Source organism: Micromonospora sp. DT4, from assembly GCF_049841675.1.
In the GTDB taxonomy this organism is placed as follows: domain Bacteria; phylum Actinomycetota; class Actinomycetes; order Mycobacteriales; family Micromonosporaceae; genus Micromonospora.
On the sequence record NZ_JBNCKT010000064.1, the window covers coordinates 3,329 to 14,961 of the forward strand.

At 75.1% G+C, this 11,633-nt stretch carries 9 protein-coding genes; 4 read left to right on the plus strand and 5 right to left on the minus strand.

Features of this window, described 5'->3' with window-relative positions; genetic code table 11:
- The first annotated feature begins 178 nt into the window (after positions 1-178).
- Positions 179-640 carry a PadR family transcriptional regulator gene (locus ACLQ24_RS18490; RefSeq protein ID WP_425892961.1) on the plus strand — a complete coding sequence of 154 codons (462 nt, stop codon included), beginning with the start codon at positions 179-181 and terminating at the stop codon, positions 638-640.
- Here the strand turns inward: ACLQ24_RS18490 and mptB (ACLQ24_RS18495) are convergent.
- Positions 622-2,133: a polyprenol phosphomannose-dependent alpha 1,6 mannosyltransferase MptB gene (gene mptB, locus ACLQ24_RS18495; protein WP_425892962.1), complete on the minus strand. Its 1,512-nt coding sequence runs from the start codon at positions 2,131-2,133 to the stop codon at positions 622-624. The two genes, ACLQ24_RS18490 and mptB (ACLQ24_RS18495), sit on opposite strands and share 19 nt — an antisense overlap.
- Before the next feature lie 14 nt (positions 2,134-2,147).
- Positions 2,148-3,557, minus strand: a complete 1,410-nt coding sequence (gene mptB, locus ACLQ24_RS18500) for a polyprenol phosphomannose-dependent alpha 1,6 mannosyltransferase MptB (RefSeq protein ID WP_425892963.1) — start codon at positions 3,555-3,557, stop codon at positions 2,148-2,150.
- Positions 3,558-3,592: 35 nt separating this feature from the next.
- On the opposite strand from mptB (ACLQ24_RS18500), the gene ACLQ24_RS18505 reads away from it, so the two are divergent.
- Entirely contained in the window at positions 3,593-5,227 is a 1,635-nt protein-coding gene (locus tag ACLQ24_RS18505; RefSeq protein ID WP_425892964.1) for a hypothetical protein, read from the plus strand.
- Positions 5,228-5,232: 5 nt separating this feature from the next.
- On the opposite strand, the gene ACLQ24_RS18510 is transcribed toward ACLQ24_RS18505, so the two are convergent.
- Together ACLQ24_RS18510 and ACLQ24_RS18515 are read right to left on the minus strand one after the other, a co-directional pair.
- A complete protein-coding gene (locus tag ACLQ24_RS18510; protein ID WP_425892965.1) occupies positions 5,233-8,406 on the minus strand; it encodes a bifunctional [glutamine synthetase] adenylyltransferase/[glutamine synthetase]-adenylyl-L-tyrosine phosphorylase in 3,174 nt (1,057 codons plus the stop codon).
- Positions 8,406-9,173 (minus strand): type 1 glutamine amidotransferase, encoded by a 768-nt coding sequence (locus ACLQ24_RS18515; RefSeq protein WP_425892966.1) that lies wholly within the window; start codon positions 9,171-9,173, stop codon positions 8,406-8,408. The genes ACLQ24_RS18510 and ACLQ24_RS18515 overlap by 1 nt, the downstream gene beginning before the upstream one ends.
- Positions 9,174-9,275: 102 nt before the next feature.
- Here ACLQ24_RS18515 and ACLQ24_RS18520 point away from each other — a divergent pair, with 102 nt between their 5' ends.
- On the plus strand, positions 9,276-10,211 hold the full coding sequence (locus ACLQ24_RS18520; protein ID WP_425892967.1) for a S66 peptidase family protein: 936 nt from the start codon (positions 9,276-9,278) through the stop codon (positions 10,209-10,211).
- A 270-nt stretch (positions 10,212-10,481) separates the two neighbouring features.
- Positions 10,482-10,970, plus strand: coding sequence for a hypothetical protein (locus ACLQ24_RS18525; RefSeq protein WP_425892968.1), 489 nt, complete (start codon positions 10,482-10,484; stop codon positions 10,968-10,970).
- Between the two features lie 175 nt (positions 10,971-11,145).
- Here the strand turns inward: ACLQ24_RS18525 and ACLQ24_RS18530 are convergent, their stop codons facing one another.
- Complete coding sequence (locus tag ACLQ24_RS18530) at positions 11,146-11,526, minus strand: VOC family protein (RefSeq protein WP_425892969.1); 381 nt, start codon at positions 11,524-11,526, stop codon at positions 11,146-11,148.
- Positions 11,527-11,633 lie beyond the last annotated feature (107 nt).

An 11,633-nucleotide genomic window follows, 5' to 3' on the forward strand; every position in this document is an offset into this window, starting at 1 on the left:
AAGCGCGCCAACGAGGTCGACCGGGTGGGTCTGCGCCCGCCCCCGCCCGATTCCGCCTTGTACTACGACGGCTGTGCTGTCCCCGCACCCCCGGCTGGGCGGGCCCCGCGTTCGCGGAGCCGGCCCAGCCGCATTGGTACACCCCCCGTTATATCTTCGCGTCCGACATATTGTCTCCGTGGACATACCGCTACGCGAACCCACCTTCCTGATCCTGACCGCGCTCGCCGTCGAGCCCATGCACGGCTACGGGCTCATCGGCGAGGTCGCCACCCTCTCCGACAACCGCGTGTCCCTCCGACCCGGGACGCTGTACGGCGCACTCGACCGGCTGGTCGATGCCGGTCTCGTCGAGGTCGACCGGGAGGAGGTGGTGGACGGCCGACTGCGCCGCTACTACCGCCTCTGCCCCGCCGGCGACGCCACCCTGACCGCCGAGACCGAGCGCGCTGACCTGGCTGTTCCCCAGCGGCAGCGAATTGCTGGCCGTCCTGCCCACGCCTACGGCGCAACGTCGAGGCCGCCACCGCTCGACTGGCCGAGCGGGCCCGCGCCGCCCGGCCGGCCATCTCGCGCCTCCAATGACGATCATGAGTTTAGCCAGTCGTATTGTCCGTGTTGTCACCCATCAACCTCATGATCAAACGGATGAAGCCGGCGGCAAGGCAGAGCCAGAAGCACAGCCAGGAGCAGCGCGGTCATCGCCACCGCGCCGGGTGCCTTGGTGAAGCGGGCCAGGTTGGTCCCGTCGGGCAGCGCCAGGAAGGCCGCGACCGCCGCCGGCACCACGAACCACGTCGTCCGGGCGGCGGTCAGCGCGAGCAGCGCCAGCGGCCAAGTCGCGTACCAGGGGTGGAAGACCGGGGACAGGACGACGGTCGCGACCAGTGCCATTGCCCCGCCGCGTAGCGCCACCCGGCAGCGGGCGGAGGCCGACTCACCCGGTGCCCGCAGCTCTCGCGGCGGCGATCCAAGCTGGCCGGCCCGCAGCTCTCGCCAGGCGCACCACCACAGCGCCACCAGCACGACGGCGAGCAGCACCAGCGCGACCGCGCGGACCACCGGAACCGCCTGCGGGTCCCGGCCGACCAGCGCGCCGGCGTAGTCCACCACCATGCCGACGGCGGTGGGTGGCGACGTCCACTGCTCGGAGTCGCCGCTGCGGGTCAGCCCACCCACCCAGCCGAACCCGAGTCCGGACAGCCCCGAGGCGACCAGCAGCGCGCCCACCAGCCCGCCGACCAGCCAACCGCCGTCGCGCAGCAGCGCCCGTACCCCAGGCTGCCCTCGGACCGCGGCCAGCGCGGCGAACGGCACCACCACCACGGCACTCGCCTTCACGGTCACCGCCAGCCCGAGCAGCATCCCGGCGAGCAGCAACGCGGCGGGCCGACCCGGCCGACGGACCACCACCAGCAACCCGCACAGCAGGAGCCCGAGCATCACCGCGTCGTTGTGCGCCCCGGCCACCAGGTGCACGCCGACCAGCGGAGCGGCCAGCACCAACCAGGCCGCCCGTCGGGTCGGCACGCCGGTCGCCCGGGCAAGGGGAGGCAGGCAGAACGCAGCCAGCACCAACCCGGCCACGGCAACCACCCGCAGCGCCACGACCGTGCCCGTGAGCCCGCCGCCGACGCCCACCGCGAGCGCGGCGAGGAGCACGAAGACCGGCCCGTACGGCGCGGGGGTGTCCCGCCAGATCGGCGCCACCGTCTCCACCCACGGACAACCCGCCGCCGCCACCGGAACGGCGTACGGGTCGACGCCGTGCGCGTACGTCCAGCCCTGGCAGGCGTACGAGTAGACGTCCCGGCTGCCCAGGGGTGGCGTGATCAGCAGCGGCAGGATCCAGAGCCCGGCGGTGACGTACACCCAGCGGCCCGACGGCGCACCGGCGCGCAGTGACCACCAGGCGCCGACGAGCAGCGCGCTGCCGACCAGCCAGCAGGTCAGCGTCGCCGGCCCGTCCGGGGACCGCCAGATCGACACCGGTGTCGCCCCGAGCGGGGCGTCGGGCAGCGCCCCGCCGAGATACCCGGCCACGGCGAGCAGGATCGCGCCGATCAGGCCGACGTACCGGACAAGCCGGGCGGCCGATGGGCCGGAAAGCGGCGGCGCGCCGGGAGTGATCACCGGTGCACCTTCCCTCAGTCGACGGCGACCGGTTGGCGGGCCGCCCGAGCCGACCGTACCAACCGGATGACCAGCACGATCACCAACAGGGTCATCAGCGGCGCCCCGACCGTCTTGGTGTACCGGGGCAGCCCGGTGCCGTCCGGCAGCACCAGGAACGACGCCACCAGCGCGACGACGATGAACCAGCCGGTACGCCGGGCGGTGGCCGCCAGAACCGCGAGGGGCCAGATCCAGTACCAGGGGTGGAACAGCGGCGCGAGGGCGACCGTGGCGGTCAGCGCCACGGCGGCGTACCACAGCGGCTCCCGGGTGCGGGCCCGCCACCACAGCCACACCAGCAGCACCACCAGTACCGCCACGCCGATCCCCCGCGTGACGCCGAGCGCGTCGACGTGCCCGCCGAAGGGCACCGCCAGGTAGCCGATGGTCTGCCCGACCGCCGTGGACGGCGACGTCCAGGCGATCACGTCACCGCCCCGGGCCAGCCCGCCGACCCAGCCGAAGTCCAGTCCGGCGGCGAAGGTCACCCCGACCACGACGGCGGCCGCGCCGCCGACCACCCAGCCGCCGTGGCGAATCAGCGCGCGGATCGAGTACCCGCCGACGATCGCGGCCAGCGCGGCGAACGGCACCACAACCAGCGCCGTCACCTTGATACCGGCGGCGAGACCGAGCAGCACGCCACCGGCGAGCAGCGGGCCGGGGCGTCCGGGCCGGGACGCGACCACGGCCAGCCCGGCGACCAGCAGGCCGACCATCAGGGCGTCGTTGTGCGCGCCGGAGACCAGGTGCACGGCGACCAGGGGGCAGGCGAGCGTCAGCCAGACCGCCCGGGAGGCCGGTACGCCCACCCGCCGGGCCAGCACCGGCAGGCTGGCCGCGATCAGCGCGACCCCCGCCACGGCGATCAGCCGGAACACCACGATCGCGCCGGTCAGCGAGCCGGTCGCCTTGACCACCGCGCCGGACAGCACGACGAACAGCGGCCCGTACGGCGCCGGGGTGTCCCGCCAGATGTACGAGATGGTGTCCAGCCAGGGGCAGGGCAGCGCGGAGACACCCTGCTCGTACGGGTTGATCCCGGCGGCGTAGCTGGCCCCCTGGCAGGCGTACGCGTAGACGTCCCGGCTGGCCAGCGGCGGCGCGATCAGCACCGGCAGCAGCCAGAGCCCGGCGGTGACCAACGCCCAGCGGGTCGACGGCACGCTGTCGCGCAGCGACCACCAGGCGTATGCCAGCAGCGCGGTGCCGACCAGCCAGGCGGCGAGAACCAGCGGCCCGTTCGGCCCCTGCCAGATGCTGACCGGGTTGCTGCGCAGGGGCGAGTCGGGCAGGGCGCCGCCCAGGAACGCGGCGACGGCGAGAAGCGCCGATCCCGCCAGTCCGGTCCAGCGCGCGAGGTGGTGAGGCACGCCGGACATGCTGCCAGTACGGTTGTCGCGGTACGGAGGTGGGCATGCGGCGCAGTCGGGTGGTGGCGGTGGCCGCCGGTTGCTCCGTCGTGCTCGCCGCGCTCTGGCTGGCGCTGCCGCTGATGGGCTCGGACCTGTCCGCGCAGGTCGCCCGCGCCGACTTCTTCGCCGCCCACGGTCTCACCCCGGTGGATCTGCGCTGGTACGGCGGGGTGCAGCAGTTCGGCTACAGCCTCGTGTCGCAGCCGGTGATGGCGGTGCTCGGCGTGCGGGTGACCGGTGCGCTGGCGCTGGTGGCGTCGGCCGTCGCGCTGGCCGCGCTGCTGGTCCGCAGCCCGGTGCCCCGGCCGCTGCTGGGCAGCGTCGTCGGCGTGGTCACGCTGGCCGGCAACCTGGTCTCGGGACGGGTGACGTACGCCCTGGGTGTCGCGTTCGGGCTGGCGGCGCTGGTCGCGCTGACTCGGCGCGTACCCCCGGGTTGGCGTCTCGCGCCGGCTGCGGCCGGCGCGCTGCTGGCCTCGGCGACGAGCCCGGTGGCCGGTCTGTTCGTCGGCCTGGCGGGCGTGGCGCTGCTGCTCGCGCGCCGGTACGCCGACGGTCTGACGCTCGGCGTCGCGGCGGCCGTGCCGCTGGCCGCGACCGCCCTGCTCTTCGGTGACGGCGGCTGGATGAACATCAGCCGGACCGACACCCTGCGCGCGGTGGTGACGAGCCTGGTGGTGGCGGCCCTGGTGGCCTACCGGCCGGTGCGGTTCGGTGCGCTGCTCTCCGCCACCGGGGTGCTGGCCGCGGCTGCGGTGCACACACCAGTGGGGTTGAACGCGACCCGGTTGGCGACGATGTTCGCGCTGCCGGTGCTGGCCGCCGCCGCCCACCCACCGGCCTGGCTCCCGGCCCGGCTGGCCCGCCGGCACGCCGACCGGCCCGCGCCGGCCGGCGGTGTTCCGGCCGGCACCGCGACGCCGCCGCGGTCGCGCCCGGCGCGGCTGCTGGCCGGGATCGGCCTGGCCGCGCTGCTGGCGGCCGTCTGCTCCTGGCAGCCGCCGGTGGTCCCCGCCGACCTGCGGGGCATCGGCGACCCGACCAGCGCGCCCGGCTACCACGCGCCGCTGCGCGCGTTCCTGGCCGGGCAACGGCTCACCGGCCGGGTGGAGGTGCCGCCGACGCGCAACTACTGGGAGGCGGCCCGGCTCGGCGAGGTGCCGCTGGCCCGGGGCTGGCTGCGGCAGGCGGACATCGACCGCAACCCGCTGTTCTTCACCACCGTGCCCGGCGCGACTGGCACCGGCGTGCCGCTGACGCCGGCCAGCTACCGGGCCTGGCTGACGGAGAACGCCGTGCAGTACGTGGCGGTGCCGGACGCCCCGCTGTCCTGGGTGGGACGGGCCGAGGCGGAACTGGTCGAGGGCGGCCTGCCGTACCTGACGCCGGCCTGGTCCGGCCCGCACTGGCGGGTCTGGGCGGTGACCGACCCGACGCCGCTGGTCGCCGCGCCCGCCGAGCTGGTCCGTACCGACGGCGCGGCGGTGACCTTCCGGACGCCGACCGCCGGCCCGGTGGCGGTCCACGTCCGCCACACCCGCTGGCTGGCCGCTTCGGGCGGCGCGACCGTCGCCGCCGACGGGGACTGGACCACCGTCACCGTCCCCCGCTCCGGCGAATACACCCTCGGCGGCTGAGCGCGCTACCCCTGCAGCACACGCTGCGCGGCGGCGCGGGAGCGGCGGCCGGTGCGCAGGTACTCGTCGAGGAACTCGCCCGGGTCGTCGCGGCCGAGCAGCCGCACCACCCCTGCCAACTCCACGCCGTGCCGGGGCAACTGGTCGCCGGCCCGGCCCCGGACCAGCATCAGCGCGTTGCGGACCTGCGCGGCCAGGGACCAGCCGGCGGCCATCTCCGCGGCGTCCGCCGGGTCGATCAGGCCGGCCCGCTCGGCCGCCGCGAGGGCATCGAGGGTACGCGTGCCGCGCAGCTCCGGGACCGCGCCCGCGTGTCGGAGCTGGACGAGCTGGACCGCCCACTCCACGTCGGCCAGCCCGCCCCGGCCCAGCTTCGTGTGGGTGGCCGGGTCGGCCCCGCGCGGCAGCCGCTCGGTCTCCACCCGGGCCTTGATCCGGCGGATCTCGACGACCTGCTCGCGGGTCAGCCCGTCCGCCGGGTAGCGCACCGGCTCGATCATCGCCTCGAACTCGGCGCCCAGGTCGGCGTCCCCGCAGACGAACCGGGCGCGCAGCAGCGCCTGCGCCTCCCACACGCATGACCAGCGGGCGTAGTACTGGGCGTACGCGGCGAGGCTGCGCACCAGCGGACCCTGCCGGCCCTCCGGGCGCAGGTCGGCGTCGACACCGAGCGGCGGATCGGGGGCGGGTACGCCGAGCAGTCGACGCAGCTCCTCCGCGATCGCGTGCGCTGCGGCGCTGGCCGCGCTCTCGCTGCTGCCGGCGGGCGGGTCGTAGACGAAGAGCACGTCGGCGTCGGAGAGGTAGTTCGACTCGTACCCGCCGAGCCGGCCCATCCCGATCACCGCGAACCGCAGCCCGTCCGGCGTCGGTTGGCTGGCCCGGGCGGCCCGCAGCGCGGCGGCGAGGGTGGCGTCGGTGACGTCGGTGAGCGCCGTACCGACCTCGGTGATGTCGGCCAGCCCGGGGGCCCGCTTCGCGCCGTCCGCGCGGGTGGGTGCGGGGGCGAGCGCGCCGGCCCGACAGAGCACGTCGGCGCAGGCCACCCGGACCAGCTCCCGGCGGCGCAGCGCGCGCACCGCCCGGGTCGCTTCGACGGGGTCGGTGTGCCGGCCCGCCGCCGCGAGGAAGCCCTCCCGCAGCACCGGACGCGGACGCGGCTCCAACTCGTTCTCCTCGGCCAACAGCCGCAGCGCCTCCGGGTCGCGGGCGAGCAGGTCGGCGACGTACCGCGACAGGGCCAGGACCCGGGCCAACCGACGGGCGACGGGACCGCCGTCCCGCAGCAGTCGCAGGTACCAGGGCGTGCTGCCCAGCTTGTCGGAGACCTTACGGTAGTTGAGCAGCCCCCGGTCCGGCTCCGGCGCGTCGGCGAACTCGCTCAGCAGCACCGGCAGCAGGGTCCGCTGGATGGCCGCCGTGCGACTCACCCCGCCGGTGAGGGCCTGGAGGTGACGCAGTGCCCCGGCCGGATCGGCGAAACCGAGGATCTCCAGCCGGTGCCGCGCCGCCTCCGGGGTGAGCCGGAGCCCGTCGGCGGGCACCCGGGCCACCGACTCCAGCAGCGGCCGGTAGAGCAGTTTGGCGTGCAGCCGGCGTACCTCGGTGGCGTGGGTGACCCAGTCGGCCCGGAAGCTCTCGACGGCGCTGCGGCCCGGCACGGCCGTGAAACCCAGCGCGGCGGCCAGCCAGCGCAGCGCACCCGGCTCGGTGGGCACGGTGTGCGTGCGGCGCAGGGCCTGGAGTTGGAGCCGGTGCTCGACGCCGCGCAGGAAGCGGTAACCGCGCAGCAGCGACTCGCCGTCGGCGCGACCGACGTAGCCGCCGGCGACGAGCGCGCGCAGCGCCGGGATGGTGCCGGGCGCCCGCAGCGTCTCGTCGCCGCGGCCGTGCACGAGTTGCAGGAGCTGGACGGCGAACTCGATGTCGCGCAGCCCGCCGGGACCACGCTTGATCTCGCGTTCCAGCTCCTTCGGCGGGACGCTGTCGATGATCCGGCGGCGCATCGCGCGGACGTCCTCGACCGCCTCGGGTCGTTCGGCTGCCCGCCACACCAACGGCGCGAGCTGGTCGATCCACTCCTGGGCCAGCGGCAGGTCACCGGCGGCCGGACGGGCCTTGAGCAGCGCCTGGAACTCCCAGGTGCGCGCCCACCGGCGGTAGTAGGCGAGGTGGCTGGCGAGGGTACGCACCAACGGGCCACGGCTGCCCTCGGGACGCAGGGCGGCGTCCACCGGCCAGGCGACCATTCCGCAGACGGAGATCAGTCGGGTCGCCACCTGGGTCGCGGCGGGCAGGTCGGCGTCCTCGGCGGCCACGAAGATCACGTCCACGTCGGAGACGTAGTTCAGCTCGCCGCCGCCGCACTTGCCCATGGCCACCACGGCCAGCCGGGGCCGCTCGGTGCCGGCCGCCAACTCGTCGACGGCGATCTCGTACGCGGCGGCCAGCGTCGCGTCGGCCAGCGCGGACAGCGCGGCCATGGTCTGCTCCAGGGCACGGCCGCCGGTGAGGTCGGCCGCCGCGATCCGCAGCAGGGCCAGCCGGTACGCGCTGCGCAGCACCGCCACCGGGTTGCCGTCACCGGCCAATTCCAGTCGGCCCTCGGCGATCGGCGCGAGCCCGTCCGGCGCGGTGCGCAGCGCCAGGCAGTGCTCGGGGTTCGCCACCAGATGGTCGCCGAGCGCCGACGACGCGCCCAGCACGGCGATCAGTCGACGCCGCAGCCCGGGGTCGGCGTGCAGCTCCGCCAGCAGCGGCGAGCCCGCGCCGCTGCCAGCGGTGCTGCCGGTACCGGCGGCGCTGGTGCCGGCTGCGCTGGTGCCGCGCGGGGCGCTGGCGGCGCTGGTACTGACGGCGCTGGTACTGACGGCGCTGGTGCCGGCGGCGCTGGTACTGGCTGCGCTGGTGCCGGCTGCGCTGGTGCCGGCTGCGCTGGTTCGGCTCTCGGCCTCGACGATGCGGTGCAGTTGACGCAGCGCCAGGTCCGGGTCGGCGGCGCGGGACAGCGCGGCGAGTAGCTCCGCGGCCGTGTCGTCGACGGGCTCCTGCTCCTCGGGCTGCCAGAGGCCCAGCCCGTCCGGGCCGAGCAGGTCGGCGGCGCGGGCCCCACCGTCGCCGTCGGCCGTACCGAAGCCGTAGCGGGCGAGCCGGCCCGGTGCCCTCGTCGGCCGGCCCATCAGTGCCCGAGAAGCGGCAGGCCACGCCGCGTCGTGCTGACGTCCAGCTCGCCGAGGGCCAGCGCGGCGAACCGGGCGGCGAACGGCTGCCAGACCTCCTCGACGTCCACCATCACCGAGTCGCAGGCCGCGACCACCAGCTCCGGGTCGTAGCCCAGCTCGGCCAGCAGCGTCGAGTCGGTGGCCCAGCGGGCGATCATCGCGGTGTCGCACTCGATGTGGAACTGCAACCCCCAGGCCCGGTCCCCGAGCCGGAACGCCTGGTGCGGATAGCGGGTGGAGGCCGCCAGCAGGGTCGCGCCCCGGGGCAGCTCGGTGATCTCGTCGGAGTGCCACTGGAGCACGTCCGGGATCAGCGGCACATACTGGAACAGCGGGTCTCCCTCAGCGGCGTCGCGCCGGCCGACCACGCCGGGGCCGATCTCCGGCCCGGACGGACTCCGCTCGACCAGCCCGGCGTGCGCGGTGGCGAGCAACTGCGCGCCCAGGCAGACGGCCAGGGTGGGCACCCGGTACCGGACCGCCTTGCGCAGCAGCCCCTCCACGGCCGGGAACCAGGGTGCGCCGGGCGCGCCGTCCGGCAGCGGGTACGCCTGCTGGTCGCCACCCAGCACCACCAGCGCCGCGTACCCCTCCAGGTCGCCGGGGAGTTCGTCACCGGCGTGCGGGCGGACCACCCGCAGCTCCAGCCCAGCCTCGGTCAGCCACTCACCCAACCGGCGTGCGTCGTCCGTCGGGTCGTTCTCGATCACCAGCGCGGTTGCCACCCGTCGAGGCTAGCGGGTGCGGCGCGCTCCGCCACGTCCCGGCACGGGTCCGTGCGCCGGCTGGCGGCCGCCGTGTTCGCGCGGTGGTTAGGCTCTGCGGTTGTGATCAACGAGGACACCGCCGCCGTCCGCCCGCCCGTGCTGCGCCCGGGTGACGCGGTGCTGATCGTCTCGCCGTCCGGGCCGACCTCGCCGGAGCGGGTGGCCCGGGGCATGGAGCTGCTCACCGGTTGGGGCCTGCGCCCGGTGCCGGCCCCGAACGCGTACGCCCGCCAGGGCTACCTCGCCGGCGCCGACGACCTGCGGGCGGCCGACCTGAACGCGGCGTTCGCCGACCCGGAGATCCGTGGGGTGATCTGCACCCGGGGCGGCTACGGCGCGCAGCGGATCGTCGACGCCATCGACATGGCCGCCGTCCGCCGCGACCCGAAGGTGGTGGCCGGCTTCTCGGACATCACCGCGTTGCAGCTCGCCCTGTGGCGGGGCGCCCGGCTGGCCGGAGTGCACGGCCCCGGGGCGGCCTGGCGGGACGAGCGGACGCCGCTGCGCTCCGCCGAGTCCCTGCACGCGGCGCTGATGACCACCGAGCCGGTGACCGTCGAGGCGGCGCCCACCGAGGAGACCTTCGGCGTACGCGTCCCGGGCCGCGCCACCGGCACCCTGTTCGGCGGCAACCTGTGCCTGATCGCCGCCTCCATCGGCACACCGGACCTGCCCGACCTGACCGGAGCGGTGTTGCTGATCGAGGACGTCCAGGAGCCCCCGTACAAGGTCGACCGGATGCTCACCCACCTGCGCCGGGCCGGCGCGCTGGACGGCCTGGCCGGCGTGGCGGTCGGGCAGTTCACCGACTGCGGCGACGGCTGGGACACCACGATCGTCGACGTACTCACCGAACGCCTCGGCGACCTGGGCGTACCGGTCCTCGGCGGCCTCCCCATCGGCCACGGCCCCCACCAACTGACCGTCCCGGTAGGCACCGAAGCAACCTTGGACACCAACACCGGAACCCTGACCGTCTCCCCCGCAGTCCAGTAACCGGGCCTCATCTCCCCCGCCCGCCCGCCTCGGGCACCGTTGATCATGAAGTTGTTGTCACTCGCCACGGCGTGTCGCGGCAATAACTTCATGATCGTCGGCGGGTAGGCGGGGGTGGGTGGGTCAGGCGGGAGTGGGTGGCAGCCCGCTGTTCGGCGGGCAGCCGCTACTCGATTGTCAGCTGGCTGACAGGGTCGCCACGGGTCGCGCTCAGACTTGCCCGTCACTGTCGGTGATGTCAGCTCAGCACCGACGTACCTGGAGGACAGCATGTCCCGCACCATCCGTAGGAAGCACCTGCTGGCCGGACTGGCCACCGCCGGCGTCCTCGGCGTGGGGATCGCGGCCCCGACGATCGCCTTCGCCGCCGACACGCCGACGCCGAGCGCCAGCAGCGCCTCGGGCCCCGGGGCGAAGGCCGATCGGCAGGGCGAGTTCGCCGAGGAGCTCGCCAAGGAGCTGGGCGTGCCCACCGACAAGGTGACCGCCGCTCTGGAGAAGATCCGCGAGCAGCACCGCCCGGCCGATCGCCCGGCGCGCCCATCCGCCGAGGACCGTAAGGCCGCGCTCAAGGAGCGGCTGGACCAGGCGGTCAAGGACGGCAAGCTCACCCAGGAGCAGGCCGACGCCATCACCAAGGCCGTCGAGGCCGGCGTCTTCCCCGGCCCCGGCGTCTTCTCCGGCCCCGGCGGTCACCGCGGGCCGGGCGGTCACGGTCCGGCCGGCGACGGTGCCCCCGCGGGTACGCCGGGCAAGTAGCCCGACACGTCACCCCCGGGACCGACTCACCCCGCGTGATCCACTCCGTTCCGCCGATGTGGCGGTGTCCATCGCATCGGACACCGCCACATCGGCGACCTGGAGTCGATCACGCCCCCCCGGGGGGGCACGACGCAGCCCGCCGGAGTCAGCCCGGGCGCCGGCCCGACCGACGTCAGCCCTGGGCGGGTGGGGACGCGAACACGCCCAGGCGGTTGCCGACCGGGTCGATCACCCGGGCCAACGTGAGCCCGGTCGGCGTGGTCCGGGCCGGCACCACCACCCGACCACCGGCCGCCTCGGCCCGCCGGCACGCGTCCGCGACGTCGGTGACCTCGGCGTAGAGGATCGCATAGTTCGGCGACGTGCCGTCGGTCGCCCGGATCCCGCCGCCGATCCCGGTGTCACCACCAGCGCCGGTCACCCGGTAGGAACCGCCGCCGGCCGAACCCTCCTCCGTGAAGGTCCAGCCGAACAGTTCGCCGTAGAAACGCTCCGAACCTGGCCGCCATGAGCCCGACGCCCACGACCCCGAACACGACGCTCTGCCAGGCACCGCTGCGCAGGATCCTCCAGCACCGACTGCCTCCCGACTCTCCGCCCGGAGGGGTACCGGCGCGGTGATCGAGACGATGGCGGCAGCGGGCGACCGCGTCAGCCCCG

What these genes read in the sequence shown, in the direction of transcription:
- ACLQ24_RS18510 (WP_425892965.1), bottom strand. Translation starts at nt 8,406, where the DNA reads ATGGGCCGGCCGACGAGGGCACCGGGCCGGCTCGCCCGCTACGGCTTC.
- ACLQ24_RS18505 (WP_425892964.1), top strand. Translation starts at nt 3,593, where the DNA reads ATGCGGCGCAGTCGGGTGGTGGCGGTGGCCGCCGGTTGCTCCGTCGTG.
- ACLQ24_RS18525 (WP_425892968.1), top strand. Translation starts at nt 10,482, where the DNA reads ATGTCCCGCACCATCCGTAGGAAGCACCTGCTGGCCGGACTGGCCACC.
- mptB (WP_425892963.1), bottom strand. Translation starts at nt 3,557, where the DNA reads ATGTCCGGCGTGCCTCACCACCTCGCGCGCTGGACCGGACTGGCGGGA.